The sequence below is a fragment of the Halonotius sp. F2-221B genome (assembly GCF_046719765.1).
Classification (GTDB): domain Archaea; phylum Halobacteriota; class Halobacteria; order Halobacteriales; family Haloferacaceae; genus Halonotius.
The window spans coordinates 93,315-118,568 of sequence record NZ_JABEBY010000003.1 but is presented as its reverse complement, the minus strand read 5'-3'; the positions used below and the strand labels follow the sequence as shown (position 1 = coordinate 118,568).

At 63.7% G+C, this 25,254-nt stretch carries 31 protein-coding genes; 16 read left to right on the top strand and 15 right to left on the bottom strand.

Translation table 11 applies throughout. The features are described from left to right. Nucleotides 1-129 precede the first annotated feature (129 nt). The gene (gene rnhA / locus HKK80_RS02965) at nt 130-720 is read left to right on the top strand and encodes a ribonuclease HI (protein WP_411798123.1); all 591 of its coding nucleotides are present in this window, start codon (nt 130-132) and stop codon (nt 718-720) included. Further along, on the top strand, nt 713-1,312 hold the full coding sequence (locus HKK80_RS02960; RefSeq protein ID WP_411798122.1) for a rnhA operon protein: 600 nt from the start codon (nt 713-715) through the stop codon (nt 1,310-1,312). The genes rnhA and HKK80_RS02960 overlap by 8 nt, the downstream gene beginning before the upstream one ends. Nucleotides 1,313-1,330: 18 nt before the next feature. Here HKK80_RS02960 and HKK80_RS02955 read toward each other — a convergent pair whose 3' ends face one another. Next, nucleotides 1,331-1,684 (bottom strand): PadR family transcriptional regulator, encoded by a 354-nt coding sequence (locus HKK80_RS02955; protein ID WP_411798121.1) that lies wholly within the window; start codon nt 1,682-1,684, stop codon nt 1,331-1,333. Nucleotides 1,685-2,176: 492 nt separating this feature from the next. On the opposite strand from HKK80_RS02955, the gene HKK80_RS02950 reads away from it, so the two are divergent. From HKK80_RS02950 to HKK80_RS02940, 3 genes are all read left to right on the top strand, one after another. After that, complete coding sequence (locus HKK80_RS02950) at nt 2,177-3,115, top strand: rhomboid family intramembrane serine protease (RefSeq protein WP_411798120.1); 939 nt, start codon at nt 2,177-2,179, stop codon at nt 3,113-3,115. A gap of 56 nt (nt 3,116-3,171) precedes the next feature. Continuing rightward, entirely contained in the window at nt 3,172-3,927 is a 756-nt protein-coding gene (locus HKK80_RS02945; protein WP_411798201.1) for an endonuclease V, read from the top strand. A 75-nt stretch (nt 3,928-4,002) separates the two neighbouring features. Beyond that, nucleotides 4,003-4,827, top strand: coding sequence for an SDR family oxidoreductase (locus tag HKK80_RS02940; protein WP_411798119.1), 825 nt, complete (start codon nt 4,003-4,005; stop codon nt 4,825-4,827). Nucleotides 4,828-4,842: 15 nt separating this feature from the next. Here HKK80_RS02940 and HKK80_RS02935 read toward each other — a convergent pair whose 3' ends face one another. From HKK80_RS02935 to HKK80_RS02920, 4 genes are all read right to left on the bottom strand, one after another. Beyond that, nucleotides 4,843-5,214, bottom strand: a complete 372-nt coding sequence (locus tag HKK80_RS02935) for a hypothetical protein (protein ID WP_411798118.1) — start codon at nt 5,212-5,214, stop codon at nt 4,843-4,845. Next, complete coding sequence (locus HKK80_RS02930; RefSeq protein ID WP_411798117.1) at nt 5,211-5,591, bottom strand: MarR family transcriptional regulator; 381 nt, start codon at nt 5,589-5,591, stop codon at nt 5,211-5,213. Before HKK80_RS02930 ends, HKK80_RS02935 begins: the two co-directional genes overlap by 4 nt. Before the next feature lie 49 nt (nt 5,592-5,640). After that, the gene (locus tag HKK80_RS02925; protein WP_411798116.1) at nt 5,641-6,813 is read right to left on the bottom strand and encodes an ArsA family ATPase; all 1,173 of its coding nucleotides are present in this window, start codon (nt 6,811-6,813) and stop codon (nt 5,641-5,643) included. 71 nt (nt 6,814-6,884) lie between these two features. Next, on the bottom strand, nt 6,885-7,988 hold the full coding sequence (locus tag HKK80_RS02920; protein ID WP_411798115.1) for a pyridoxal phosphate-dependent aminotransferase: 1,104 nt from the start codon (nt 7,986-7,988) through the stop codon (nt 6,885-6,887). A gap of 377 nt (nt 7,989-8,365) precedes the next feature. On the opposite strand from HKK80_RS02920, the gene HKK80_RS02915 reads away from it, so the two are divergent. Next, a complete protein-coding gene (locus HKK80_RS02915; RefSeq protein WP_411798114.1) occupies nt 8,366-8,860 on the top strand; it encodes a metal-dependent hydrolase in 495 nt (164 codons plus the stop codon). Between the two features lie 9 nt (nt 8,861-8,869). Here HKK80_RS02915 and HKK80_RS02910 read toward each other — a convergent pair whose 3' ends face one another. Continuing rightward, nucleotides 8,870-9,604 (bottom strand): PHP-associated domain-containing protein, encoded by a 735-nt coding sequence (locus HKK80_RS02910; protein WP_411798200.1) that lies wholly within the window; start codon nt 9,602-9,604, stop codon nt 8,870-8,872. A 122-nt stretch (nt 9,605-9,726) separates the two neighbouring features. Between HKK80_RS02910 and HKK80_RS02905 the strand changes: the two genes are divergently transcribed. Then, nucleotides 9,727-10,023, top strand: coding sequence for a hypothetical protein (locus tag HKK80_RS02905; protein WP_411798113.1), 297 nt, complete (start codon nt 9,727-9,729; stop codon nt 10,021-10,023). Between the two features lie 126 nt (nt 10,024-10,149). Here HKK80_RS02905 and HKK80_RS02900 read toward each other — a convergent pair whose 3' ends face one another. From HKK80_RS02900 to HKK80_RS02885, 4 genes are all read right to left on the bottom strand, one after another. Beyond that, nucleotides 10,150-10,587: a transcription elongation factor Spt5 gene (locus HKK80_RS02900; protein ID WP_142442791.1), complete on the bottom strand. Its 438-nt coding sequence runs from the start codon at nt 10,585-10,587 to the stop codon at nt 10,150-10,152. Continuing rightward, nucleotides 10,587-10,760, bottom strand: coding sequence for a protein translocase SEC61 complex subunit gamma (locus HKK80_RS02895; RefSeq protein ID WP_120101148.1), 174 nt, complete (start codon nt 10,758-10,760; stop codon nt 10,587-10,589). The genes HKK80_RS02900 and HKK80_RS02895 overlap by 1 nt, the downstream gene beginning before the upstream one ends. An 86-nt stretch (nt 10,761-10,846) precedes the next feature. Then, on the bottom strand, nt 10,847-12,019 hold the full coding sequence (ftsZ, locus tag HKK80_RS02890; RefSeq protein ID WP_411798112.1) for a cell division protein FtsZ: 1,173 nt from the start codon (nt 12,017-12,019) through the stop codon (nt 10,847-10,849). A gap of 30 nt (nt 12,020-12,049) precedes the next feature. Beyond that, nucleotides 12,050-13,510, bottom strand: a complete 1,461-nt coding sequence (locus HKK80_RS02885; RefSeq protein ID WP_411798111.1) for a D-aminoacyl-tRNA deacylase — start codon at nt 13,508-13,510, stop codon at nt 12,050-12,052. A gap of 83 nt (nt 13,511-13,593) precedes the next feature. Between HKK80_RS02885 and HKK80_RS02880 the strand changes: the two genes are divergently transcribed. The 8 genes from HKK80_RS02880 to HKK80_RS02845 all read left to right on the top strand — a co-directional run bounded on the left by HKK80_RS02880 (nt 13,594) and on the right by HKK80_RS02845 (nt 20,777). Continuing rightward, entirely contained in the window at nt 13,594-14,400 is an 807-nt protein-coding gene (locus HKK80_RS02880; RefSeq protein WP_411798110.1) for a shikimate dehydrogenase, read from the top strand. Nucleotides 14,401-14,636: 236 nt separating this feature from the next. Continuing rightward, nucleotides 14,637-15,335 (top strand): helix-hairpin-helix domain-containing protein, encoded by a 699-nt coding sequence (locus HKK80_RS02875; protein WP_411798109.1) that lies wholly within the window; start codon nt 14,637-14,639, stop codon nt 15,333-15,335. A gap of 53 nt (nt 15,336-15,388) precedes the next feature. Then, nucleotides 15,389-16,945: an anthranilate synthase component I family protein gene (locus HKK80_RS02870; protein WP_411798108.1), complete on the top strand. Its 1,557-nt coding sequence runs from the start codon at nt 15,389-15,391 to the stop codon at nt 16,943-16,945. Between the two features lie 31 nt (nt 16,946-16,976). Further along, nucleotides 16,977-17,618: an anthranilate synthase component II gene (locus HKK80_RS02865; RefSeq protein ID WP_411798107.1), complete on the top strand. Its 642-nt coding sequence runs from the start codon at nt 16,977-16,979 to the stop codon at nt 17,616-17,618. Continuing rightward, nucleotides 17,611-18,555, top strand: coding sequence for an aminotransferase class IV (locus HKK80_RS02860; protein ID WP_411798106.1), 945 nt, complete (start codon nt 17,611-17,613; stop codon nt 18,553-18,555). The genes HKK80_RS02865 and HKK80_RS02860 overlap by 8 nt, the downstream gene beginning before the upstream one ends. Nucleotides 18,556-18,606: 51 nt before the next feature. Then, nucleotides 18,607-19,056: a Rieske (2Fe-2S) protein gene (locus HKK80_RS02855; RefSeq protein ID WP_411798105.1), complete on the top strand. Its 450-nt coding sequence runs from the start codon at nt 18,607-18,609 to the stop codon at nt 19,054-19,056. Between the two features lie 63 nt (nt 19,057-19,119). Beyond that, entirely contained in the window at nt 19,120-19,800 is a 681-nt protein-coding gene (locus tag HKK80_RS02850) for a carbonic anhydrase (protein ID WP_411798104.1), read from the top strand. Between the two features lie 77 nt (nt 19,801-19,877). Continuing rightward, the gene (locus HKK80_RS02845) at nt 19,878-20,777 is read left to right on the top strand and encodes a DMT family transporter (RefSeq protein ID WP_411798103.1); all 900 of its coding nucleotides are present in this window, start codon (nt 19,878-19,880) and stop codon (nt 20,775-20,777) included. 88 nt (nt 20,778-20,865) lie between these two features. On the opposite strand, the gene HKK80_RS02840 is transcribed toward HKK80_RS02845, so the two are convergent. Genes HKK80_RS02840 through HKK80_RS02830 form a run of 3 tightly spaced genes read right to left on the bottom strand, consistent with a single transcriptional unit; the run spans nt 20,866 to nt 22,343 of the window. Continuing rightward, nucleotides 20,866-21,096, bottom strand: a complete 231-nt coding sequence (locus HKK80_RS02840) for a hypothetical protein (RefSeq protein ID WP_411798102.1) — start codon at nt 21,094-21,096, stop codon at nt 20,866-20,868. A 48-nt stretch (nt 21,097-21,144) separates the two neighbouring features. Further along, complete coding sequence (locus HKK80_RS02835; RefSeq protein WP_411798101.1) at nt 21,145-21,438, bottom strand: chorismate mutase; 294 nt, start codon at nt 21,436-21,438, stop codon at nt 21,145-21,147. Further along, nucleotides 21,435-22,343 carry a shikimate kinase gene (locus HKK80_RS02830; protein ID WP_411798100.1) on the bottom strand — a complete coding sequence of 303 codons (909 nt, stop codon included), beginning with the start codon at nt 22,341-22,343 and terminating at the stop codon, nt 21,435-21,437. The genes HKK80_RS02835 and HKK80_RS02830 overlap by 4 nt, the downstream gene beginning before the upstream one ends. Before the next feature lie 167 nt (nt 22,344-22,510). Here HKK80_RS02830 and HKK80_RS02825 point away from each other — a divergent pair, with 167 nt between their 5' ends. Further along, nucleotides 22,511-23,785 (top strand): hypothetical protein, encoded by a 1,275-nt coding sequence (locus HKK80_RS02825; RefSeq protein WP_411798099.1) that lies wholly within the window; start codon nt 22,511-22,513, stop codon nt 23,783-23,785. A gap of 32 nt (nt 23,786-23,817) precedes the next feature. Here the strand turns inward: HKK80_RS02825 and HKK80_RS02820 are convergent, their stop codons facing one another. Continuing rightward, nucleotides 23,818-24,147, bottom strand: coding sequence for a zinc ribbon domain-containing protein (locus HKK80_RS02820; protein WP_411798098.1), 330 nt, complete (start codon nt 24,145-24,147; stop codon nt 23,818-23,820). 116 nt (nt 24,148-24,263) lie between these two features. Then, nucleotides 24,264-25,193: a cohesin domain-containing protein gene (locus HKK80_RS02815; protein ID WP_411798097.1), complete on the bottom strand. Its 930-nt coding sequence runs from the start codon at nt 25,191-25,193 to the stop codon at nt 24,264-24,266. Between the last annotated feature and the right edge of the window lie 61 nt (nt 25,194-25,254).

Here is a 25,254-nt window from a genome sequence, read left to right as displayed (position 1 = left end):
GGTTGTCGACTGATTATTGTTAAACCTTGTGTATGTGGTGGGATACCATCCCGTAGATATGTTCTCAAAACCCCAAATTTTTCTGCCGAGAGCGAACTATCTTTTAGCCTCCCGACCGACCCCACAGCTATGCCGACGATCAGCTGCGATCCCGACGCGGCGGCCGACAAGCTCCGGGCGGCCGGCGTCAGCGTCGAGTCGGGGAACACCGACCACGAGCGCTGGCGGGCCGAACGCGGCGCGGCGGTCGCCGTCGCCTACGACGACAAGGTTGTGGTGCAGGGTGCCGACCCGGTCGACCTGACGCTGTTGTTGGAGGACGGCGGCGGTCGCGCCCACGTCTACTTTGATGGGGCCTGCCGCGGCAACCCCGGCCCGGCGGCGGTCGGCTGGGTGATCGTCACCGGCGACGGGATCGCCGCCGAGGGCGGCCAACAGATCGGCGAGGCGACGAACAACCAAGCCGAGTACGCCGCGTTGCTTCGGGCGGTCGAGGCGGCCCGCGATCTTGGGATCGACGAAGCCGACATCCGCGGTGACAGCCAGCTGATCGTCAAGCAGATCCGCGGTGAGTGGGAGACGAACGATCCCGCGCTTCGGGAGCGGCGTGTCCGCGTCCGCGAACTGCTCACCGAGTTTGACCGCTGGTCGATCGCCCATGTCCCGCGGGAGGTAAACGAACGCGCCGACGAGCTCGCAAACGAGGCCTTCGATGACTGATACAGATCCAACAGCTGACACTGAGTCCGACGACGCGGCACCGCTTCCGGACGCCGTCATCGACGACGCCGAGCGGCTGACGCGGCTAACCCGCGAGGCCGCTGCCGACCCCGAACGGGAGGCATACCGTGCTGACCGCGATGAGACGCTTGCGGCCCACGACTACACGGCCCGGGTTCGTGAGGAAGATGATACGCTTGTGTTGTACCCCGACGAGTGGCTCGACGGCGATACCGTCCAACTCGAACGCATCGATGACACCGACCGTGCGGTTGAAATCCCGCTTTCGGGTGGCGGCGACGATGACTGGGCCGCCGTTGCGGCCGATAACGCCGCCCTTGTCGACGCTGTCGGCGATGCCTATGGGCCGATTCACGAGGCCAACGCCCAGGCGTTTGCGGATTTTATGGGGAACCACTACTGTCAACGCATCGAGACCGCGACGGCCGAGCATCTCACCGAGTTTCGTGAGGAGTACTATCCGCGAAACGTCTGGGCTGACGCCGACCAGCAGGCCGCGTTGGATGCCTCTCTGGAGTATCTGTTTGCGGTCGCCGACACGGAGTGCCCGGAACGGTCGGCGAAAACGTAGGTGACTGTCGGTGACGCGTTACCGATCGATCAGCGCGCGCACGTCGTCGGCGCGCTCCTCGTCGGTGACGAACTTCGAGAGCGTCCACTCGAACTGATCGAGGATGGCATCGTAGCCGGCGTCGGTGAGCTCGTACTCGTTTGTTCGCTTGTCGAGTTCGCTCTTTTCGACGAGCCCCTCCTCGACGAGGTCGTCAAGGTTGGGGTACAGTCGTCCGTGGTTAACTTCCGTGTTGTAGTAGTTTTCGAGTTCTCGTTTGATCGCCAGCCCATAGCGTGCCTCCTCGGCGAGGATGGCGAGAATGTTCTGTTGGAACGCGGTGAGATCCCGCACTTTGCCCGAACCGTCGCTGATTGATTGTGCCTCTGACATCCTCTATTGATATGTCATGTATCTATTTAACAGTTTGCAAAACCAACAATTCGAACCGCCCGTTATCTCACAACTCGGCGGTATAACAGCAAAATACTATAGATTGTTGTCCAGAACCGGGGTTCATAGTAGCTTTTCATTGAATTAGTACAATAGATTGTGTTTTGTTATCCTCGCTTTTGGACGCACCGCGAAAACACCTGCTGCTGGTATGCTTTGTGTGCATATCCTCTCCGGGGCCGCATGCGATATGCGCATGGGTAATTATTTTAGCGTGTGGCGGCTACACTACTATGGTATGAGTGCGAGCACTGATTCACTCGGCATCCAGCATCTGACGGTCGTCCCGACGAACTTCGAGTCGGCGACCGCCGAGCAGCCGACGGCCGACAGCGACGACACGACGCAGTCGTGATCCCGTCGTTCGCCCGGTGATGTCGACGATACCACAGAGCCAAACGCATTTTATCCCACCGCTGTTAGCTACTGGTAATGGCCAACTGCGACGAGTGTGGTGCCGAGGTGAACATGCCGTATCAGTGCCAGCGGTGTGGCCACACCTTTTGTGCTGACCATCGGCTGCCGGAGAACCACGACTGTCCGGGGCTCGATGATTGGAACGATCCCGATGGGGTCTTCGACAGCGGATTCGATGACTCGGTTGCGAACCAAGGGGGAACATCGACGACACAGGGACTCCTCAACAAACTGCGGAGCGTCGGTGGCCCGCTTGGCTATTTCCGCGGCAACGCGGCCTACACGCTGCTGGGGCTGATGTGGATTACGTTCCTGTTGCAAGGGCTTGTCAGAGTCTTCGCCGGCCGCGATGTCTCCTACGCGCTGTTCACGCTCTCAACGGTTCATCCGGAGTACATTTGGACGTGGATTACCTCGATCTTCGCCCACGGCGGGCTCTACCACCTCGCGGCCAACAGCATCGTGCTGTTTTTCTTCGGCCCGCTGGTCGAACGCTACACCGGCTCAAAGAAGTTTGTCGCCCTCTTCCTCGCGGCGGGTGCCCTCGCTGGCTTGGGCCATGTCGGCATCTCGCTGGTCATGAGTGAGACCTCCCGCGTGCTCGGGGCCAGCGGCGCGGTCTTTGCGATTATGGGTGTCCTCACCGTCCTCAAACCGGATCTGAAGGTACTGCTGTTTTTCGTGATTCCGCTCCCGTTGTACATCCTCACCGCGGGCTTCGCGCTCATCTCGGTGCTGTTCTTTGTCAACCCAGATGCGGCCGGTTCGGCCGGGATGGGTAACGTTGCCCACTTCGCCCACCTCGTCGGCCTCGTCATCGGACTGTGGTACGGCCGCAAACTCAAAGGCGAGGTTCGGGTGCCGAACCAACTCCAGTTCGGTGGCGGCCCTGGCGGCCCGGGTGGGCCCGGTGGGCCGGGCGGCCCTGGTGGCCCCGGTCGCGGACGGTTTTAATCGTGGAGTTCGTTCGCCCCGAATTTCTGCCGGACGCGTCGCTGTCGCAGGCAGAAATGGAGTCGCTCCAGCGGGAGATTGCCGACAACGCCGTTTTCGCGGATCGCTTCGGGTTCGACCCGGCCACAGTTCGAACTCCTTCGGAGCCGTCCCAGCAACAACTGACCACTACCGCACGTGATGCTGACAGCACCGCATCCGTCGACGCCCCGCTCGTCGCTGGCGTCGACCAAGCCTTTCTCGATGATCGAGCGATCAGCGCGGTCGTCGTCCTGCAAGCCGGCGACGTCGTCGAGCGCGCCCACGCCGTGACCGACCTCTCGATCCCCTACATCCCGGGGTTGCTGGCGTTTCGTGAGGGTGGCCCCATCGTGGCTGCACTCGAAACACTGGATCGGACGCCCGACCTGCTCTGTCTCGACGGCAGCGGCCGCATCCACTACCGACAGGCTGGACTGGCGACCCACATCGGCGTCGGCTTCGACACCCCGAGTATCGGGATCGCCAAGAGCCTGCTCTGTGGGACGCCCCACGAGTCGGTCGACGGGCGACCGACCGGCTGGCGGACGCCAATCGAAGCCGACGACGATGTCGACTGCACCGATGGCACGGTCATCGGCTACGCCTACCAGTCGAGACAGTACGACTCACCCAGCCGCCACATCAACCCACTGTACGTCAGTCCTGGGCACCGCGTCGCCGCCGAGACGACCACCGACCTCGTCGCCGCGCTCTGTGATGGCTACAAGCTCCCCGAGCCAACACGGCTGGCTGACAGCTACGCCGCCGAGATCAAGGCTGAGTTATCGTAATCGCGGTGTCGGCGGAGGTGCGTCGACGGCTCGAAGAAGCCGCATAATTAACACCCCTGGCAGCAACGTGAGAGTGTGCAACCGAAGACGGTACTCATCACCGGCTGTTCATCCGGGATCGGGCGGGCGACCGCGCTGGCGTTCGCCGCGGAGGGGTGGACGGTGTATGCGACAGCGCGCGATCCCGACGACATCGAACCGCTTGCCGACGCCGGCTGTGAGACCGCCGCGCTTGACGTGACCGACGAGGCCGACATCGACCGCGTTGTCAATCGGATTCTCGACGAGGAGGGCGTCATCTCCTGTCTCGTCAACAACGCGGGCTACGGCCAGTTCGGCCCCGTTGAGGACGTGCCGATGGAGAAGATCGAACAGCAGTACGCGGTCAACGTCTACGGCCCCCACCGCCTCATCAAGGCTGTCCTCCCGCATATGCGCCGCGAGGAGGACGGCACGATCATCAACGTCTCCTCGGTCGCCGGCCGCGTCGCCTTCCCCGGCGGCGGCGTCTACTGCGGCTCGAAGGCTGCCATCGAGGCGATGTCCGACGCGTTGCGCGCCGAGGTCGACCCCTTCGATATCGACGTGGTTGTCATCGAACCCGGCCCGGTCAAGACGGGGTTCACCGAGCGCGCCGAAGACGAGGTCGACACCATCGACCGTTCGGGAGCCTACGAGGAGTTCTACACGATGTTCGACGACACCCAAGCCATCGGCGGTGATGGGCCGGGATCGGTCGAACCTGAGCGTGTCGCCGAGGATATCGTCAACGCCGCGAGTTCGACCAAACCGCCAGCACGGATTCCGGTTGGGACACTCGCGTCCGCTTCCGTTCTCGCCCGGTTCATCCCCGACAGCGCGCGCGACGCGCTGTGGTCGTGGTTACGCCGGCTGGGCTGACAGACTGATTGCTGTTTACAGCCCGACGTACGGTGGCAACTGTTCGACGGCGGAATCAACGACGACGGTTTCTATCTGCCCCTGGTAACCGAATAGATCGGAATCCTTCACCGTCACGACCGTCCACGGCGAAATATACGGCGGTTTTGAGAGCGAGCCGTGTTTCCAGTCCTTGTTCTGGATGCTGATAGCCTCGTCTCGCTCCGTCGTCGTGATGAGCATAGCGAGATATTCCGTGCCGTGGAACGAGTGAGCGTCCGTGCTGATGATGACGTAGGGGTGATCATCTGGATCGTTCGTTCCGTCATTCGCCTCGAAGCCGAACGGGTCTTCGGCCCAGACGACATCGCCGCGTCGGATGCGATTCGGGAGCTGGCCGCGAGTCATTCCGCGCGTCGCTCTCGATCCGGCGGTAGTTCGGCGTTGTCGGCCTCGGCCTCGCGGTCGTAGCCGCCGTACCGATCGGTGTCGATAGCCTGCTGGCTCACGAGTGCGGCCCGATGCGTGGCGAGTTCGGCCTCGTTGATCGACCAGTATTTGTCGGCGTGTTCGACGAGATCCGTCTCCGCGAGCCGGGAGAGCGTCCCGCGGACGCTGCCCGGTGGAATACCAGTTTCGTCAGCGATCTCCTTCGGCGGGAACGCCTGCTCGGAGTGGGTCGCAAGGAACTGGAGGATCGTGTGGGCGTTCGTCCCCTGTTCGTAGACTGCGCGATCGTCGTCGCGGTCTTTGAGCCGGTCGAACTCGTCTTTCGGGATCGCCATTGTATCAGTCTGTAACGAGCCGTAACGAAAATAGCTTTGGTCGCGCCGACTACCGCAGACAGGCCGCTACAACGCGCAACGCAGCCTCACCACGGACTTCGTCAGCGAGCAATGGTACCCGCTTGACCGTCCGACTGCGGAAGAGGTCGGTCGCTGCCTGTAGCGCGTCCTGCTGGACTTGCCACCGTCGTTGGCAGAACTCGCAGTCTTCGAGGTTCGGCGTGACGATCCATTCGGGGTCGATCTCGGCGTCGGTGATGTCGTCGACGCTCTCCATGACGCGGTTGACGACCAGCGTCTGCACCGGAATCCCGAACTCGCCGAGGCGGCCGACGAGCCGTTCGGACTCGACGACGCTCATTTCCTCGGGGATCATCACGACCCGGAAATCAGTCTGGTCGGGGTCGCGCAGGACCGCCCGCAGCCGTTCGATCCGCTCGCGTAGGTCTTCGAGATCGGCCGAGGGGTCGGGGTCGTCCTCGCCGCCGCCGAACATGCCCTTGAGCCCGTCAACCATCCCACTCATGCGCTGGCGAATGCTCATGAACCGGCCGACCATCGAGTCCATGATTTCGGGAAGCTGAAGCAGGCGCAACGTGTGGCCGGTCGGCGCGGTGTCGACGACGACGCGGTCGAACCGTGGATCATCGAGGTATTCCAGCAGTTGTCGCATCGCCGCCGCCTCGTCGGCTCCCGGCATCGACCCGCCCATCCCCATCATCGCCCCGAGGCCAGCCTCGTCGTCATCGTCGATCCCGCCGAGCATTTCGGCCATCGGGCCGAGCTGGTCGCCGAGGTCGCCCATCCCGCCCATCGGCTCGCCGTCGGCCCCAAAGACGCCGTCTTCCATCGCGGCGTCGGGGTCGATCTCGGCGGCCCACAACGGGATCCCCTCGCGGATGCGAGTCGGCCGCGCCGGGATGTCGGTGTCAAGCGTGTCCGACAGCGAGTGCGCCGGGTCGGTCGAGACAACGAGCGTCGCCTCGCCGCCGGCCGCACTCGATAGCGCGGTCGCGGCGGCCATCGTCGTCTTGCCGACGCCGCCCTTCCCGCCGTAGAGGACGTACTCGGGGGCGTCGACGCCGTCCGGGAGGTCAGTCGTCGTGGCCGTGACTTCGACCTCGGTGTCGTCGCTGTCGGTGGCGTCAATGGCAACTGACTCGTCAATTTCGTCGCCCTCGTCGTCGACTTCCTCGACCGCCTCGACATCGATATCGCTCATATCCCCCTCCAGACAGCGTGGACTTGTGTAGCCGTCGGTTGGGCACAGTCGGCGAGCGGGGTCGTCACTCCTCAGTCAGCAAAATAGTCGACCAGGCACTCGGCGGCCGCCTCGACGCGCGGTGTGACCAGCGCGAACCGAATCCACTCCTTGCGGGCCGTCCCGAACGTCGCGCCCGGCATCCCCGCGACGCCGGCCTCGTCGATCAGCGTCTTCACGTTCGCCATCGTGCCGGGGAAGTCGTCGAACCGCGCGAGCACGTAGAACGCGCCGTCGGGTGTCGTGTACTCCGCGCCGGCCGCATCGAGCGCGGTGGTGAAGGTCTCGATCCGCTCCTGCAGGCGGTCGCGGGCGTCGGCGTAGTAGTCGGGGTCGGTCTCCCGATAGGCCTCGTAGACGGCCTGCTGGGCCGGGCGGCTGGTCGTCACGTTGACGAGCATGTGCCGAGTTTTCGCGGCGTCGACGAGCGCGGGCGGGAAGACGGCGTAGCCGACGCGAAAGCCGGTGATCGCCATCGACTTCGAGACGCCGCTGGTGACGATGACGTTGTCAGCGTCGAGGGTGAGTGCGCTCTCGAAATCGCCGGAGAAATCGAAGTGATCGTAGACCTCGTCGACGACGACGAGCGCGTCGTGATCGGCGGCGGTTTCGACGACCGCCTCGACGGCCGCGAAATCGTAGACCGCGCCGGTCGGGTTGTTCGGCGTGTTGAGAACGACGAGCGCGGTGTCCTCGCCGATGGCTTCGCAGGTCGCGGCCGTGTCGAGGCTGCCGTCGCGGTCGGCGGCGACGAGGTTGGTCTCGCCGCCGAGCATCGACGCCTTGCCGGGGTAGTAGGGGTAGACGGGGTCGATCAGGACGACCTCGCTGCCGCGGTCGCTGTCGAGCGCGCGGGCCATCCCGAGGTAGTTCGCCTCCCCGGTGCCGTTGGTGACGACCACGCGGCCGGCGTCGACGTTGCGCCTGGCGGCGATCTCCTCGCGGAGTGGGCGGAGGCCGTCGCTCGGCGGGTACTGGAACTCGTCAGCGTCGCCGTCGGCGTACTCGTGGAGGCCCTCCCGTATCGCCACCGGCGGCTCCCAGTCGGGGTTGCCGCTGACCATGTCGATGGTGTCGCCGTCGGCGGCGTCGGCGTACTGCATGACGTGGAAGAACTTCGGCGTCTGGTACTCCATACTGACGGCTGACGCGCCGCTGCCCTGTGTCTTTCGTCACTCCGTCGAACCATGTTCAAAACCGTTGTAAGAGAGTGATAGGTGTAGAAAGCCATCAGTAGGCTCGGCTCCCGCAACTCTCACGGCTCGCTTCGCTCGCCGTTCGAGCGGGTCGCGGTCTCCCTGCGGTCGACCGCGCGCTCGCTGCGCGCTTCGTCGTTCACTACGCTCACTCCTGCAGTGCTTGCGTCGCCGGGGTTCGTTGAGCGCGCCTCGCCCTTTCATCCCGCCAGGATTCGGCTGATCGGTCGGCTCACCTATTTGGCTGCTCACGTCCGGACACCGCCGAGCAAACCAATCACAAAGATACACGTAGCGTGGCCGTATTGGCCCATGCGATGAACAAACGTGGGCACGTGCTCAACGCCGTTCTGTTGAGCATCGGGTTGGGGTATGTTCTGGAGCCGTCGGCCACCATCGAGACAGCGCGGATGATGGTCGAACTCCTATTACCGGTGACACTCGGCGCGCTGTTTCCGGATGTCGACACCGCTTTCGGCAAACACCGCAAGACGCTGCACAACCTCCTCGTCTTGGGGATCTTCGCCGCGTGGCCGATCTACATGGGCAACCTCAACTACGTCTGGATCGGGATTGCGACTCACTACATCCTCGATGTCGTCGGCAGCACCCGCGGGATCGCGCTGTTCTACCCGCTGTCGTCGACGGAGTACAACCTCCCGGTCGGGATTCCGGTCTCCAGCAGCAAATCCGACCTCGTGACCGTGCTGGTCACAATATTGGAGGTCGGTGCCTTCGCTGGCGTGCTGTTCTACGTGGTGCCCGAGGTGACGGCCTACACCGCTGAGATGGGGCTCAGTATTCCGCTGTAATCGTCCAAATCAATACACGCGCACGTCGTCGAAACGACCTTCGTAGAGCAGGTTTCGCGGGTGGGTCGGCTCGTCACCCGACAGCAGCAGGCGATCGATCTTCTTCCAACTGTTCTCGTAGCCAAGATGGCCGTATTCAAGCAGTCGGCGGCCGCGGTGGCTGAGCCCATCGCGGTGGACCACCTCCCGGTCGACATCGGTTGTGAGTGCGTCGACAAGGTCGTCGGTCGACTCGATATCGCGGTCGAACCGTGTCCACGCCTCGCCGACCGTCCCCGGGAGATGGGCGTATGAGGAGCCAAAGCCTGGAAGGTCGAGGTCGGCGGCGATCCGCTGGCCGCGGCGGTTCTGGTAGGGGAACAGCTTCGCGCAGTAGGTTTCGATGGCATCGATCCGAGCGGCATGGGCGCGAATCTCCGGGTGGGTGAGACTGACGTTCATAAATTCGGGATGGGGAATCACCACCGCGGCGTCCTGGCGGTCGAACTCGGCCATCGCACCCTCGAAGGTGATGAAATCCGGGATCGGCTCATCGAGGCCGATCGCCAGCAGGTGGCGACGGTTGTTCCAGTCGCCGGTAAATACCTCACGGGCGGGGACGACGCGCAGCTCCGAGTCGCTGTGGGCAGCTGCCTGCTCTTTGATCCGCGGCAGTCGTGTGAAGTGTGGCGCGTAGACGAGGATGTCGATCCCTCGTTGTTTCGCCCGCGAGACGACACGCTCATCGAGCAGCTTCGTGTGCATGTCGACGCGGGTCTGGTCGGCGTCGCTCACGGTCGATGGTTTCCCCACATCCCTTAGTCGATATCGGTTCGTCGCCCGCCGGCACAGCAATCGTTATACCGTCGCCACCGCAACGAGCGTGTATGACCCCGTGGCGGTGTGGCATCGACGGCTGTGGCACACAGACCGAGACCGTCGAGGAGCTGATCCACCACCAGACCACGCAACACACAAAACATGAGTGTCAGGTCTGTGGGACAATCGTTCCTGATGGCTACTTTGCCATCCGCCACGCCTTCGAGGAGCACACTCGCGCCGAATTCGTTCGCGCGTATGACGCCGATTCTGAGGCTGTGCGGCGACGCGAACAGCTCAAAGAACAGATCGAATCGGAAGCTGATCTCGAAGCCGTCGTCGCAAAGCTTGACGTCGTCAACTGAGCTTTTTCGCGCTGTTATCGCTCTTCGCTGTTTGCTCACGGGTGCGAAGCACCCGTTCGCACGGTCTGAGGAACTATCGTTCCTCACTATCTGCTCGCGGCTACGCCGCTCGCACGGCCCGAGGAGCTACCGCTCCTCGCTGTCTAGGACGCGGATCTGGTCGCCACGAACCGTCACCGGGATCGGGACTGTCGCCTCGTAGAGCTCGACGGTCACCTGATCTTTGCCCTCGTCGATGCGCTGGACGCGCGCTTTCTCACCCTGGAAGGGGCCGGCGATGAGTTCGACGATGTCGCCCTCGGCGATCCCCTCGACATCCGGGGTCGGCGAGAGGAAGTGTTCGACCTCCGCCAGCCCCGACTCGCCGGGGACGATCGATCGCGCGTGGGGGATCTCATCGAAGAGCCGTTCGAGCGCGGCTGTCCCGTCGGCTTCGACCATGACGTAGCTTGTTAGGGAGTCCGGCGAAAGGACGGCGTGGATCTCGTCTTCCTCCTTGGTGGCGATCATATCGGCGACCGTCTGCTCTTGGCTGGCGGTCGTTTTGACGGCGTAGATACCCATCAGACACCACCGGGGATGAAGCTCATGATCGCAAAGATGATGAAGCCGAGCAGCCCGACCAGCAGAATGCCGGCACCGGCGATCTTCGAGACCTGCGAAAACTCGTTCCACGATGGCGTACTCGCCAGTTTCAGCACGCGCACGTAGCTGTTGAGATCGTACGGAACGTCCATGTTGCCCGACGTTCGGCGCGAGGCTTTTTTTATCTATTGATGCACGTCGGCGGCCGCGTCGTCAGCAAACGGGGAGAATAAGCGCGTTATTCGACGAAGTCGATGTCGTCGTCATCGTCGACGGGTGCCGATTCGCTCGGTGTTTGGGCGGTTTCGGCCTGCTCGGCGGCGGCCTCGCTGCTGCCGTAGATCTGCGGGGAGTCGACGCCGGTGACGACGATCATGGTTCGCATCGTGCCCTCCAGTTCCTCGTCGATCGAGGTACCCCAGATGATCCGGGCGTCGGGATCGATCCGATCGTAGATCTCCTCGACGACGCCTTCGGCCTCCTCGATAGCCATGTCGTTGCCGCCGGTAACGTTGACGAGCGCGGAGTTCGCCCCGGAGATGTCGACATCGAGTAAGGGCGAGCGGAGCGCGCTTTTGACCGAGTCTTGGGCCTTCGATTCGGAATCGGACTCGCCGAGGCCGATCATGGCGACGCCGCCTTTCTCCATGACCGTGCGCACGTCGGCGAAGTCGAGGTTGACGAGGCCGGGTTTGGTTATCAATTCGGTGATCCCTTTCACCGAGCGCATCAGGACTTCGTCGCTGACCTGGAAGGCCTGCCGGACAGGGAGTTTGCCGACCGCATCGAGCAGTCGGTCGTTGGGAACGACGATGACCGTATCGCTGACATCGCGCAGGCGTTCGAGGCCGGCTTCGGCATTCGTACGCCGGACCTCGCCCTCAGCGGTAAACGGCGTTGTGACAATCGAGATGGTGAGCGCGCCGGAGTCGCGGGCGGCCTTGGCGACGACGGGGGCCGCACCAGTTCCAGTACCGCCGCCGAGGCCAGCCGTGACGAAGACCATATCTGAGCCCTCGATCTCGTCGTAGATCTCCTCTTGGCTTTCGAGGGCGGCCTCCTCGCCGACCTGCGGCAGCGAGCCCGCGCCGCGACCCTGCGTTTTCTGTTGGCCCATCAGGATCTTGCTGTCGGCCTCGATGTCAACGAGGTGTTGGACGTCGGTGTTGGCCGCGACGAGCTTCGCGCCCTGGATCCCTTCCTCGGCCATCCGGTTGACCGTGTTGCCGCCGCCGCCGCCGCAGCCGACGACGGTGATGTCGGTCTGAAGGTCTTCGAGAACATCCTGTAGCTCCTCGTCTGTCATCGAGCCCGACTGGGGGTTGCTGGGCGGGCTAGCCGACTCGCTGTTGTCGGCCTCCGGCTCGGTGTCTTCGGCCTCGTCGATGGCGTCGTCAACGATAGAGTCCATTACTGTGCGTGGCTTGCGAACCAAGCCTATTTATCTTTCCCCATTCGTCAGCCGGCCGTCTGACACGGTTTCAGCCGCCGCGTCGGCTGTCTCCGGCTCGGGCCAGGCGACCGAAAACCGCTCGACACGATCGCTTTCGACCGACTCGGGGGTGATCTCCCGACCGTTGACCGTCACGGTCTCGCCGGCTGCCAGTCGCCCGAACTTCGGTCCTTCCGGGACACCGAGCGTTTCGGCCTTCCCGGGATCGAAGCCGGTATCCCGGCAGACGACGCCCTCGGCGGTCTGTTCGACCGATTCGTACTCGGTCGCCAGCAGCTCGGCCAGTCGGTCGATCAGCTGATCGAAGGCGTCGGCCTCGGCGACGAGCGCGCGACCGGCCGGCAGCGTCGCCCCCTCGGTCGTCTCGTAGGCGACCGTCGTCTCGACAACCGCCGCCAGCGTCGCATCGGCATCGATCCCGTTTGCGGCCCCAATGAGGTCGTCAGGGAGTTTGACGACCGTCCACGACTCTGTTGGGTCGGTGTCGCCGACGCGGTCGGCGTCGCCCCCGACCGCGACCTCGCCAAACCGAAGCCCCTCGGTGATCGTCGACAGCGTCGCTTCCGCGGCATCAACGACCGCGAGCGGGCGCGTTCCGACCGTCCGGAGCCATGTCTCGCTGACAACCCGGTAGCCGAGGTCGTCGACGACGCGCTCTAGGTCGGGTTTTTCGCCGTCGATGACGGCCAACTCGGCGGCACTCGCTTCGAAGGCGGCGTCGATCACATCGCGGTTGGCGGCGGGATCGCCCATTGCATCCAGTTGCCAGTCTGAGCCGATGTGGCCGACCGCCCAGTCGGTGTCGGTGACGATCCGCTCACAGCGCGGCGTGTAGTGGCCGCCGCCGAAGCCGACAACGTGGCGCGGGTCGGCGACGCCATCCGGTCGGTGATCCGCGGTGACGCCGCCCAGATCGAGGACAGCCTCGGCGATCGCGCGGGCGGCCTCCGCGTCCCGCCACTGTGTTTCGCCGCTGCCGAGTTCGACGAACATCGACGGCGTGGAACATGCTGTCGGCCCGTGGTGAGTGCATTCGATCCCGACCTCGTAGTCGTCGGGCGCGTGCTTGCCGAGGGCGTCGACAACGGCCTTGTGGGCTCCGGGCGCGGCGCGGGCGAAGCTGCCGGCCGCGCCGCCGTACTCGGCCGGCCCGAAGTTGCCCGTGACGTGGGCGGTCAGCAGCCGGCCCGTGTCGCCAGCGTGTCGGGAGACGAAAACGAGATAATCGAGGTCGTCGGGAGCCGAGAAGGCTGGTGTCGGATCGTTGAGTTCGATGTGGATCGTGTCAAATTCGCGGAGTTCGAACCCATCGGTCGTGTAGTAGGTACCGCCGCCGTCGCCGTCGGCGCGGCGGTCATCCTCGTGGGCTGTCCACTCGCCGACGGCGCGAAGCTGCTGGCCGAGATGCGTCGAGGCCTCATCAGCCCGGCTGACGACGATGCCGATCATACCCCCGCTGGGTGATCGATCAGCAAAACGCCACCGGATCGAAGAACACAGGAATTTACGCACTGGCCGCCCGACGGCGGTGTATGGATGTGTACGGAATCGTCGGCAACCCGGTTGGCCACTCGGTGTCGCCACCGATGCAGTCGGCCGGCTTCGCCGACCGCGAAATCGACGCAACCTACGTCACCTTCGAACCCGCCGAAGCGGAGATCGAACGCGCGATCGACGGCGCGGCCGCCCTTGGGATCGCCGGGCTGAACGTCACCATCCCGTTCAAACAGGACGTCTTCGAACTCGTCGAGGCCGATCCGCTGGCCGCTCGCATCGGCGCGGTCAACACCGTTGCCTTCCCAGAGGAGGGGCCACCGCAGGGGTACAACACCGACGCGGCCGGTGTGACACGCTCCTTCGAACACCACGATGTCGCTATCGACGGTCGGGAAGCCGTCGTTGTCGGCGCGGGCGGTGCGGGTCGGGCGGCGGCGTTCGCGCTGGCCGACGCCGGAGCCGACGTGCATATCGCCAACCGCACGGTCGAGCGCGCCGAGTCGCTGGCCAGCGAGGTCGATGGCGCGATCGCTGGCGGTCTCGATAGCTTAGCGGACGCGGTTCCGTCGGCTGACCTGCTGGTCAACGCGACGAGCGTCGGGATGGAGGAGGACACAACGCCGGTACCGGCCGAGCTGCTCCACGATGGGCTTGCCGTCCTTGATGCGGTCTACACCCCACGGGAAACCCGGCTCCTCCGTGAGGCCGACGCCGCAGGGGCGACGACGATCCAGGGGTTGTGGATGCTGCTGTTTCAGGGTGTGGAGGCTTTTGAGATCTGGACTGACGCGGACGCGCCGATCGAGGCGATGCACGACGCACTTCGTGAGGCCCTGAACTGAGACCTTGGAGTGCGGTGCCGCGACAGTAGGATCGAATTGCGGCCACGTATGGCGATTTGCGTGCTAACACATGAACGCTTGAACTGTCGTGTTCGGTGACGGTACGGGCGGAACCACGAGCCGAACACGATACCAGCCCAGCCTGGCACAGGCAGCCTCACCCGCGGGCCTGCTGACGGTCTCATCGGTCGGGGGTGTGCCGGTTTTTAAATAGCGGCGTCGTGTAATCCGGGATAATGGCCCTACTCAGCAAACTGAAATCGATGCTTGGAATCGGTGGCGGCTCCGACGACTCCGAGGCGGAAACGACGGTCACGGTCGAACACGAGCCCGACGAGCCGGCCGGTGACGACCCAGCGGCCGCCCCCGAGGCGGAGCCGGTCATCGAGGATGAACCGACCGACGACGCTGCCGAGGAGCCGGAACCCGACGCTGACGAGGGCAGCGAGGCCGAACCGGCGGTGAATTCCGATAACACCGACGCTGAACCCGAACTGACCGCCGATACCGAACCCGGATTCGACGTTGACGACCCGGAGCCCGACGCGGATGCCGACGAGACAGAGCCGGAACCGGAAGCCGCAACTGACGACGACAGTGACGAATCGGCCGCCGAGGACGACGAGGGAGACGCCGACGAACCGACTGACGCCGAAGCCGACGAGGCCGAACCAACCGACGCCGCGGATGACACAGACGAAGCGACCGACGCCGCGGACGACACAGACGAACCGACCGCCGCCGCGGACGACTACAGCGACGAGCCGCTGGATTCGATCAAGGGCATCGGTCCGGCCTACAGCGAGCGACTTCATGCGGCTGGGGTTACCTCCATCGCCGAGTTGGCCGAGGGCGACGCCGAGGAGATCGGCGAGGCGATCAGTGTCTCGCCGAAAACGGTGAGCAACTGGATCGACCGCGCCGCCGAGAAGTAAGCCGCCTGCGAAATCGCGAAACTGTTACCCGCTGTCGACGACAGGAGGTGTATATGCACTCGCCGACTGTCGTCACCGAGCGGGCGGCGTTCCGCTCGCTGGCGGCCGACGCCCCGCCGGGGGCGCGCATCCCGGTCGAACTCCGGCTGTCGGTCGCTGATCCGTTTGCGGCCTACCGGCGGGCCCGCGATGGCCCCGGCGGCGTCTTTTTCGAAACGACCGGCGGGCAGTCCGGGTGGGGCTATTTTGCGGTCGAGCCGATCGAGCGACTGACGGTCAATCCCGATGCCGTCGTTGCCGACACCGAACGCGTAGCCGGCGGCGACTACCAGCGCGAGACGCCGTCGCTTGCCGCCCTCGCCGGCCTGCTCGACGGCGAAACCCTCTACCGGGGCGACTGTGAGGTGCCCTACCCCTGTGGCGCGTTCGGCTGGCTCTCCTACGATATCGCCCGCGAACTCGAAACCCTCGACGGCGACGCGGTCGACGACCGCGGATTGCCGCGACTCCAGGTCGGTGTCTACGACTGCGTGGCCGCGTGGCCCGAGCCGCACGATGATGACACTGCGTTGCGAATCACCTGTTGTCCGCGTCTCCCAGAAGCAGCGGACGCCGACGCTGTCGACGACATCTACGAGACGGCTATCGAACGCGCGTCGTCGCTGGCGACGGAAGCCCGCGAGGGCGACCCTGACATCGGTCAGCCGCCGGTCGACGTTGCTGACGCCGAGTTTTCCGGTGACACCAGCGAGGCCGCTTTTGCTGACCGCGTCCGACAGGTGAAGGCCTACATCCGCGACGGCGACACTTTCCAGACGAATCTCTCACAACGGCTGACCGCGCCCGCAGCCGTCCATCCCGTCGCCGCCTACGACGCACTCCGCGAGGTCAACCCCGCGCCGTACTCGGGGCTGATCGAGTTTTCCGGTCGCGGCGACGACCGCTGGAGCGGGATCGATCTCGTGAGCGCGAGCCCGGAACTCCTGCTGGAACGCGAGGGCGACCGCCTGCGAACCGAACCCATCGCCGGCACCCGGCCGCGCGGCTCGACGGCGACAACTGACGACGCCCTCGAAGCCGACCTGCGTGGCGACGAGAAGGAACGCGCCGAGCACGCGATGCTGGTCGATCTCGAACGCAACGACCTCGGCAAGGTGAGCGATTTTGGTTCCGTCGAAGTGAGCGAGTACCGCCGGATCGACCGCTACGCCGAGGTTATGCATCTCGTCTCCGAAGTCGAGGGCCGCCTGCGGGCGGATCGCTCGCTGGCCGACGCTGTCGCCGCGATGTTCCCTGGTGGCACCGTCACCGGCGCGCCGAAGCCGAAGACGATGGAGATTATCGACGAACTCGAAGCGACCCGGCGCGGCCCCTACACGGGGAGTGTGGCCGCCTTCGGCTTCGACGGCCGCGCGACGCTCAACATCATCATCCGCACGCTGACGCGGCACCGCGACCGGTATTACCTCCGGGTCGGAGCCGGCATCGTCCACGATTCGGATCCGGCGACCGAGTACGAGGAGACGCTGGCGAAAGGCCGCGCGCTCGTGACCGCCATCGACGACGCGCTCGCCGACAGCCGGCTGACCGTCGAGGAGGCCGCGCAATGAGCGCGGTGGAACCGAGCGCGGAGGTGGCGACATGAGCACGGACGCGCCGCCAGCGACGGCCGGGCTCATCGACGGCAATGTCGCCGACGGCCCGCGCGTGCTCGTCGTCGACAACTACGATTCCTTCGTCTACAACCTCGTCCAGTACGTCGGCGAGTTCGCCGGCGCGGTGGCCGTTCGGCGCAACGACGCCGTCGACCCCGACGGTATCCGCGGGATCGACCCCGACGGGATCGTCCTCTCGCCTGGCCCGGGAACGCCGCAGTCCGCCGGTGTCTCGATGGAGGTCTTCGACTTCGAGCGCCCGATCCTCGGCGTCTGTCTCGGCCACCAGGCGATGTGTGCAGCCCGCGGCTCCCGCGTCGGCCACGCCCCGAGCGTCGTCCACGGGAAGTCCTCGACGATCACCCACGACGGCGAGGGGCTGTTCGCGGGCCTCAACAGCGAACTCAGCGTCGGGCGGTATCACTCGCTGTGTGTCGAACGCGGCGATCTCCCGGACGATCTCGTTGAAACCGCTCACACGGCCGACGACCGCGAGATCGTGATGGGCGTCCGCCACCGCGAACGGCCGCAGTTCGGCGTCCAGTTCCACCCCGAAAGCATTCTGACAGACGACGGCAAGGGAATGATCGAAAACTTCGTCGCACTCTGTGAGGGCACCGATGACTGAGACCGACGGCCTCGTCTATCACGTCGACGGCGAGTTGGTGCCGGCCGAGGCGGCCAGCGTCAGTGTCGACGACCGTGGCTTTCGCTACGGCGACGCCGCCTTCGAGACGATGCGCGCCTACGGCGGCGAGGTCTTCGCGTGGGATGCGCATATGAGTCGCCTTCGGGAAACCTGCGATGTGCTCGAACTGGAGCACGGCATCGGCGACGACGACCTCTACCGGCGGATCGAGGACACGCTCGCCGCCAACGATCTCAGCGAGGCCTACGTCCGGCTGTCGATCACCCGGGGCGTCCAGCCCGGCAAGCTCACGCCCGACGAAACGGTTGATCCCACGGTCGTCGTTATCGTCAAACCCCTACCCCGCGGCGGCAGCGACGGCCAGCCAGCCTGGGATGGGCCGGCGACGCTCCAGACGGTCAAAACCAAGCGCGTCCCAGACAACGCGATTCCGGCGCGAGCGAAAACGCACAACTATCTCAACGGCATCCTCGCACGCCTCGAACTCCGGGTTTCTGACGCTGACGAGGCGATCATGGTCGACGGCGACGGCCACGTCGCCGAGGGTGCGACGAGTAACCTGTTTTTCGTCCGCGACAACGCGCTCCGCACGCCGAGTCTCGACGGCCCAGTGCTGCCGGGAATCACCCGCCGAGTCGTCCTCGATATCGCCGACGAAGAAGGGATTCCAGTCGAGGACGGCCAGTACACGCCCGACGAGATCCGCAACGCCGACGAGGTCTTCCTCACTAATTCGACGTGGGAAATCCGGCCCGTAGAGGTCGTCGATGGGATTCGGATCGGCGACGACGCTGATAGTGGCGGCGGTGGCGACGACAGCAACAACGAGACCGCGGAGTCGACGACTGCGGGGCCGGTCACGACGCTGCTCTCGCGGCTGTTCGACGCCCGCATCGACCGCGCCCACTACGACTGATCGCTGCCGGGAACTGTAGGATTAAACCCCCGGGGTCGTTAGCGGCTGGCAATGAGTGCTGACGGAGGTATCGTGCCGGTCGCCGACGTGCCGACGGACACCACCTTCCTGTTCCGCGTGCGGCCGACCGACGCCGACCTTCGAGAGAGCCCTGACCGAGAATCCGGTGAGATCAGGGAGGCGATCATGTTGCGGGACGAGGAGGGCGTCGTCGGCTGGCTCAACTACTGCCAGCATTTCCGGCATATCAAACTCGACAAGGGTGCCGGCGCGGAGATGCGCAACGGGGAGATCATCTGCACCAATCACGGCGCGTACTTCGAGTCTGACACAGGGTTCTGCAACTTCGGGCCCTGCGAGGGCGCGTACCTCAGCGAGGTCGATCTCGCCGTCGAGGATGGCGTGGTTCGGCTCGTCGATGACGACTACGAGTTCGTCGGCTGCGGCGGGATCGACACCGATCCGACGGATCTGGCCTCGAAATCGAACCGCGAGTTCTGATGTGAGATCCGGCTGACACCGGCGAGTATCAAGCTATATAGAGCGGTTCGTATTTGGTACGGTATGGATCAGTTCGTCAGGGAGTTGTTGGCGGGCAACGCCGCACACGCCGCGGCGTTCGACGACCGCTTCGACGATCTGCAGGATGGGCAGGCCCCACAGGCGGTTACCGTCTGCTGTTCGGATTCGCGTGTTCTGCAAGATGCGATGTGGGACAACACCGAACCGGGGGCTCTCTTTACCTGCGGCAACATCGGCAACCGGGTCATCCAGCAGACGGAGGAGGGGTCTGTCGTCTCCGGCGACGTGCTCTACCCGCTTGCGCATACCGGCACCGAGACCGCCGTTGTCGTCGGCCACACCGGCTGTGGTGCGGTCACCGCCGCCTACGAGGATCTGACCAGCGGCCTCGACGAGCCGGCCGGCATCGAACACTGTCTCGATCTGCTGAAACCCCACCTCGCGCCGGGTATCGAGCGGCTGCCTGACGGCCTCTCGCGAGAAGCAGAAATCAACCGACTTGTCGAGTACAACGTTGACCGCCAGATCGAGCACCTCCGTCACAGTACCGATGTGCCGGATGCTGTGACGGCCGTCGGCGTCGTCTACGACTTTCAGGATGAGTACGATGGCAACCGCGGCGAGGTGCACGTTATCAACATCGACGGCGAGACCGATGTTGAGTCCCTGCAGGCCGCCCATCCCGAGATCGACGACCGGATCGAGCGACTCTGGGAGTACTAAGCTCGCCAGCCGAAGCGACGGCCCTGCCCACAGGCTCGCTGCAACTCATTTATCATTCCCCTCGCCAAAGCCCGACTGTGAGCACCACACGCGACGGCGGGCTGTTCCTCCTGTTGTCGTTTCTCTGGGGCACCTCGTTCATGGCGATCAAAGTCGGCCTCGAATTCATGCCGCCGGTGTTGTTCGCGGCGGTGCGGTACGACGTGACCGCCGTGTTGCTGCTCGGCTACGTGGCCGCGACGACCGGTGAGTGGCGACCGCGAAGCCGCGACGACTGGGTGGTCGTCGGCGTCGGTGCGACGCTCATCATCGCGCTCTACAACGCCTTCCTGTTCATCGGCCAGCAGGGCGTCACCAGCGGCGTCGCCGCCATCCTCATCGCGATGAACCCGATCTTAGCGACTGGCTTCTCACGGGTATTGCTCCCGCAGGAACGACTTGGCGGAATCGAAACAGTGGGACTCCTGCTTGGCTTTCTCGGCGTCGGGTTGGTCGCCCTCCCCGAGTCCGCAGGGTCACTCGCTGACGACCTCCTTTCGCCGGCATTCGTCCTGCTGGCGGCGGCCTGTGTCGCCCTCGGCAGCGTCCTCGTCCAGCGTGTCGACAGCGACATCGGCACCGAAGGGATGGTTGCGTGGTCGACCGCGCTGGGCGCGCTGTTGTTGCATGCGATGAGTGCCGGTCTCCCCGCAGAGTCAGTCGGCGATGTCACCGTCACGCCAGCGGCGATCCTAACGGTGGTCTATCTCGCCGTCTTCGCCAGCGCGGTCGGCTACGTGGTCTACTTCGATCTGCTCGACCGCCTCGGAGCCATCGAGATCAACCTCGTCTCGTATGCCGTCCCCGTGTTCGCCGCCCTGTCGGGATGGCTCGTACTCGGCGAATCACTCGACATCGCCGCGGTTGCCGGCTTCGTCGTCATCTTCGCCGGCTTTCTGCTGTTGAAGCAGGCGACGATCCGGGAGCGGATTGCCTGATCGCATCACTCGTCGGATCGTCAGTGCGTCTCAAAAGTGTCGATCACGTCGGTTGTCGAATAGGCAGCAACGACCAGTTCCATTCGTCCTATTCGGACTCAGGGTCAACGCGGTCGTGCGCGCTTTCGTTGATCCGGTCGGCGATTTCCGCCACGTCGCTTTCGGTGAGTTCGCTGCCGGACGTGAGTTCGGCCATTACATCGAGTGTCTCGATTTTCTCCTGAATGGCTTGGCGCGTAACCTCGCTCCAGTTGATCTCCGGATGTTGCTCCATCCGGTCTTTGAGGTCATCATCGACATTGACCGTGATACTGGGCATACAGAAACCTATGGTCACACAGAATATTGTGTGTTCCGGTGTTCTGGGTTACCGGCTTTCGCGCTGTTCGACCTTGTTCAACTCGATCAACAGTCGAAACACCGTCTTCACGAGGTTGGAATCGAGATCGAACTTAGCTGCATTGTCGCCAGCGCGTTCCATCACCGCATCCTCCTGACTTTCGTCGGTCGTCGGGAGGTCGCGTTCGGCTTTGACATCAGCGATCGTCTCGGCGACGTAGGTGCGGCGGGCGATCAGCTCGACGATCTCCCGATCGATCGATTCGATCTCTGCGCGCAGTTCCTCCAGGCTCATCTCGTCGGGTTCGGTGTTCGTACTCATTGGATGGATGCTCCAGTCGGTCGGGTCGTCGTCTCGATCAGCGTGCCGTCTCGGTCGGCCCACAGCTCGCGGACTGTCGCCAGCGACGCCTCGTCGCCGACGGCGACGACGCTCGGGCCGGTGCCTGACAGCGAGACGCCGTGGCAGTGCGACATCGCCTCGACGGCCGGGTCGGTGTCGAAATCCAGCGCGGCCGAGTACGCCAGCCCGTTGACCGTCATCGCCTCGCCGAACCGGCCGTCGAGGGCCAACTCGGCGACGAGATCAGCCATCTCGGCGACGTTCTCACAGCGATCAACGTCGGCGTCCGCGCTGTAGGCGCGCTCCGGCGGTGTCCAGACGAGGACGGCCCACTCGCGGGTTTCGCGGGCGAGCAGTTCGTCGGCGGTGTTGTCGGTGACGACGACGCCACCGAGCATGCTCGCGCTGGCATCGTCGAACGCGCCGGTGATCGTGACGCCGACATCGCGGGCAGCCTCGACACCGATCCGGCAGGCACCGAGTTTCGTGATCGCGTCGCCAGCGGTTGCGTCGTCGCTGTCGCCAGCAGCGACATTGTCGCCGGCAACAACGTCGACACCGAGCGCGTCAAGCGTCGCCAACACGGTCGCGTTGGCGGCCGCACTCGAACTCTTGAGTCCGGCGGCCATCGGCACCTCGCTGTCGGTGGCGACCGTGCCGCCCTCGCCGTCGCCGAAGCGATCGACGACGCGCTCGACACAGCGTTCGATCAGGCGGGTGTCGGCGTCGGGCGCGCCAGCGATCTCGCCGGTCACCGTTTCAGCGTCGGCCGCGAGTTCGACGGTCGCCGTCGTCTCGACATCGATGGCGAACGCCGAGCCCTGCCCGGTCGCCAACGCGTTGAGCACGGTGCCGGCACCGGGTGCGGTTGCGACGCCGTTCATACCGGGATGGGTGGGTGCAGCGATCAAAGGTGTGGCGGTTCTGCCCGTTCGGCAGGACAGCGATTATATACGATCAGCACCGAACTGGTAAATATGTGCAATGTTCGTCGCACCGTTCGCGCAACCAGCCCGGAACAACAGCCCGGTTGGTGACTCCGATGGCACGTATGGTGCGGGTGGCGGTGCTGATTGCGGTGTTCCTTGCCGCGGTGAGCCTCACCGCCGGCTCGGCGGCCGCCGCAGTAGAGGGTGCGGACACCGCTGCCGTTTACGATGTTGACGACGCCGAGAGCACAGCCGACGCCACGCTCACCGATGGTGGTGTCTACTGGCAGGGGCAGGAACTTGGTCTCGGAAACGTTACCGGCGAGCTTGCCAACGCGACGAACCGAACGACCGTTGAAACGATCCATCTGCGCAAGTACGACCCTGATGACAACGAACTCGGTGGTCTCGTTCGAGAGGTGGAGCTCGACAAGGAGACTGAGACCCTCTCGACGACCGAGCTCAACGGCACCTACGTCCTTCTCCCCGGCGACCAGCGAGATACCGCGCTGACGTTCCAGGACGGCCGTGTCAACGGAACTGTGCCGATCGAATCAGCCACGCCGTTTGAGGTGCTCATCCAGACGCTGACCGTTGAGTGGGCCCCAAGCGAGCCGAGTGCGGTCGGCTCCGATCGGGAGCTTGAGGTGCGATCCAACCGGCTTCGCTACAACGTCAACGTGACCAGTCCGAACCTCAACTACACCCAACTGGAGACCGCGTTCATGGACGATCGGTTCCTCCGGAATCAAAACGGCCCCTTCGATGACCGCCGACCGTTCACCCGTGGTGCCGAGAGCTACGAGGTCTACGCTGACGAGGAGACGATCGTCTTGCGTGGGTTCTCGGATGGCTCGCTCCGGCCTGATTTCGGCGGCCTGCAGCAACTGCCGGAGGCGGTCGTGGTCGAAGCGACTGATACCGGTGTTCGGGATACCGCCTCGCTGTCAACTGGGGCTGTCGAAACAGGGCCGTTCAACGTCACCCAACTGCGGCTCCCACAGCGTGTTGACCCTGGCCAATCGGTGACGATGTCGGCAACGATCGCCAACGAGTGGCCCGGCAGCGACACCCAAACGGTGACGTTCGACCTTGCCGGTGAGCAACATACGGTCGAAACATCGTTGGCCGGTGGCGAGTCGACGAATATCACCACGACGTTTACCGCGCCCGAAGAGCCGGGTGACAAACGCTATGCGGTCGGTGCCGGCGGCGAGTCGGCGACCGGGACGCTCACCGTCGTCGCCCCCGAGCCGGAAACGAGCCCGGAGTCTGTGTCCGGTGATGATGGGAGTTCGACCGACGAGGACTCAACGGGAATGGTCGGGCCGACCGGCGTCGGGGGGATCATGACGGTGCTTTCGCTACTGACGGTGGTGCTGTTCCGACGGCGATAACAGGGTCGGTGTTCGGTGGTTGTGAGCATGCCCTACAGCAGGTAGATGAGGAGGGCACCGATGAGGACAAACAGGAGTGCGAAGACGGCGTTCGCCCAGACTTTCGGGGGCCGGCCGAATACACGGCCGAGGAGTTGTCGACTCGGCGGGAATAGCTGGATACCACCGAGCACAACCGGAATCCCGCCGAGATTCCCGGGGAGCACCGAGAGTCCGGCGACGATGATCACGAACCCAACAGCGTAGCTCACCCGGCCGATGATCACCTTTTGCTTGGTGTCGGAGTCCTGTGGCTCACCACAGTGTGGACAGAATGTGGCTGACTCGTCGACCTCGGCGCCACAGTTATCACACGCCGGCATGTTTTATTAGTTCGAAATTGCTGGTTTGACATATCAACGCTTTCATTTCTAAATGAAACCTGTTAATGGTGGATATGCATGATAAATGTCTGTATATTTGTAATATTGTGTGTCTCTCAGTGTGTTTTTCGGCCGACAATATAACTTATTGCCAGAACTGCGATCAGTGACAGTTTGACCCCAAATCCAGGGATCGAACCGCTGGTATCGTCTTCCGAGGGGGTACCATCTCCTGTAGAGCTATCATTAGCTGATTGTTCAGACGCAGTTGAGCTACTTGTTTCAGTGTCGACTGTCTCGTTCAACTCTGCTTCTGTTCTGGTTTCCTTTTCGGCGGTTGAATTGTCTACCTTCTCCGTTCTATTACTGTCATTTTCTGTATCGTCTCTGGTCTCTTCAGTATCTGCGTTCTCCTCTGTAGTTTCTTCACTATCTGCATCCTCGTCTGTCGTCTCTTCACTATCTGAATCCCCGTCTGTCGTCTCTTCACCATCGGAATCGGTGTCCGTAGAACCCTCTTCCTGCGTTGGAACTTCTGCTTCAACTGTTCCATTGGTGGTTGTTATCGTGAATTCGGTTGACCCCTCAGACGCTTTTGCGGTAGTGAGTTCGAGCGGCGTTGTTGCCCCGTCATCAACATCACTCGCAGCCTCGACAGTGATTGTTGCAACCGTTCCATTGGCTGTTTCGACGCTATCTCCATCAAGTGCTACCTCGGCGTATTCAACCTCGCCGGGGCTTGAAACATTATTTATAAGCGCATCACCGCCCAGATATGATCCCTGTTCTTGATTAGTCACCGAGATCACAGCAGGATCATACGCAACTGTGTACTCGATTCCCTGTGGGGTTGCATCTGATACTCTTTCGTATGTAACTGCTATTGTCTGTGATTCTCCCTGTGCAAGCGATACCTCGGTCGGTGAAACTGCGATTTCTCCATCTGCTGACTGTGCGCTGACGCTCGTTGCGCACATTGTTCCCCCAAACAGCAGCACGACGGCTATCAGTACGAACGTCGATCGACGAACAGTGATCTTGCTCATGGTTGTCAGTTCGTCGTACAACTATGTTCACCGCATGTTATGTTTTTGATGTGCATTCCCG

Excerpts from the sequence above, each read along its gene's own strand:
- rnhA (WP_411798123.1), top strand. The coding sequence starts at position 130 with ATGCCGACGATCAGCTGCGATCCCGACGCGGCGGCCGACAAGCTCCGG.
- HKK80_RS02960 (WP_411798122.1), top strand. The coding sequence starts at position 713 with ATGACTGATACAGATCCAACAGCTGACACTGAGTCCGACGACGCGGCA.
- HKK80_RS02955 (WP_411798121.1), bottom strand. The coding sequence starts at position 1,684 with ATGTCAGAGGCACAATCAATCAGCGACGGTTCGGGCAAAGTGCGGGAT.
- HKK80_RS02950 (WP_411798120.1), top strand. The coding sequence starts at position 2,177 with ATGGCCAACTGCGACGAGTGTGGTGCCGAGGTGAACATGCCGTATCAG.
- HKK80_RS02945 (WP_411798201.1), top strand. The coding sequence starts at position 3,172 with ATGGAGTCGCTCCAGCGGGAGATTGCCGACAACGCCGTTTTCGCGGAT.
- HKK80_RS02935 (WP_411798118.1), bottom strand. The coding sequence starts at position 5,214 with ATGACTCGCGGCCAGCTCCCGAATCGCATCCGACGCGGCGATGTCGTC.
- HKK80_RS02930 (WP_411798117.1), bottom strand. The coding sequence starts at position 5,591 with ATGGCGATCCCGAAAGACGAGTTCGACCGGCTCAAAGACCGCGACGAC.
- HKK80_RS02925 (WP_411798116.1), bottom strand. The coding sequence starts at position 6,813 with ATGAGCGATATCGATGTCGAGGCGGTCGAGGAAGTCGACGACGAGGGC.
- HKK80_RS02920 (WP_411798115.1), bottom strand. The coding sequence starts at position 7,988 with ATGGAGTACCAGACGCCGAAGTTCTTCCACGTCATGCAGTACGCCGAC.
- HKK80_RS02915 (WP_411798114.1), top strand. The coding sequence starts at position 8,366 with ATGAACAAACGTGGGCACGTGCTCAACGCCGTTCTGTTGAGCATCGGG.
- HKK80_RS02910 (WP_411798200.1), bottom strand. The coding sequence starts at position 9,604 with ATGCACACGAAGCTGCTCGATGAGCGTGTCGTCTCGCGGGCGAAACAA.
- HKK80_RS02905 (WP_411798113.1), top strand. The coding sequence starts at position 9,727 with ATGACCCCGTGGCGGTGTGGCATCGACGGCTGTGGCACACAGACCGAG.
- HKK80_RS02900 (WP_142442791.1), bottom strand. The coding sequence starts at position 10,587 with ATGGGTATCTACGCCGTCAAAACGACCGCCAGCCAAGAGCAGACGGTC.
- HKK80_RS02895 (WP_120101148.1), bottom strand. The coding sequence starts at position 10,760 with ATGGACGTTCCGTACGATCTCAACAGCTACGTGCGCGTGCTGAAACTG.
- ftsZ (WP_411798112.1), bottom strand. The coding sequence starts at position 12,019 with ATGGACTCTATCGTTGACGACGCCATCGACGAGGCCGAAGACACCGAG.
- HKK80_RS02885 (WP_411798111.1), bottom strand. The coding sequence starts at position 13,510 with ATGATCGGCATCGTCGTCAGCCGGGCTGATGAGGCCTCGACGCATCTC.
- HKK80_RS02880 (WP_411798110.1), top strand. The coding sequence starts at position 13,594 with ATGGATGTGTACGGAATCGTCGGCAACCCGGTTGGCCACTCGGTGTCG.
- HKK80_RS02875 (WP_411798109.1), top strand. The coding sequence starts at position 14,637 with ATGGCCCTACTCAGCAAACTGAAATCGATGCTTGGAATCGGTGGCGGC.
- HKK80_RS02870 (WP_411798108.1), top strand. The coding sequence starts at position 15,389 with ATGCACTCGCCGACTGTCGTCACCGAGCGGGCGGCGTTCCGCTCGCTG.
- HKK80_RS02865 (WP_411798107.1), top strand. The coding sequence starts at position 16,977 with ATGAGCACGGACGCGCCGCCAGCGACGGCCGGGCTCATCGACGGCAAT.
- HKK80_RS02860 (WP_411798106.1), top strand. The coding sequence starts at position 17,611 with ATGACTGAGACCGACGGCCTCGTCTATCACGTCGACGGCGAGTTGGTG.
- HKK80_RS02855 (WP_411798105.1), top strand. The coding sequence starts at position 18,607 with ATGAGTGCTGACGGAGGTATCGTGCCGGTCGCCGACGTGCCGACGGAC.
- HKK80_RS02850 (WP_411798104.1), top strand. The coding sequence starts at position 19,120 with ATGGATCAGTTCGTCAGGGAGTTGTTGGCGGGCAACGCCGCACACGCC.
- HKK80_RS02840 (WP_411798102.1), bottom strand. The coding sequence starts at position 21,096 with ATGCCCAGTATCACGGTCAATGTCGATGATGACCTCAAAGACCGGATG.
- HKK80_RS02835 (WP_411798101.1), bottom strand. The coding sequence starts at position 21,438 with ATGAGTACGAACACCGAACCCGACGAGATGAGCCTGGAGGAACTGCGC.
- HKK80_RS02830 (WP_411798100.1), bottom strand. The coding sequence starts at position 22,343 with ATGAACGGCGTCGCAACCGCACCCGGTGCCGGCACCGTGCTCAACGCG.
- HKK80_RS02825 (WP_411798099.1), top strand. The coding sequence starts at position 22,511 with ATGGTGCGGGTGGCGGTGCTGATTGCGGTGTTCCTTGCCGCGGTGAGC.
- HKK80_RS02820 (WP_411798098.1), bottom strand. The coding sequence starts at position 24,147 with ATGCCGGCGTGTGATAACTGTGGCGCCGAGGTCGACGAGTCAGCCACA.
- HKK80_RS02815 (WP_411798097.1), bottom strand. The coding sequence starts at position 25,193 with ATGAGCAAGATCACTGTTCGTCGATCGACGTTCGTACTGATAGCCGTC.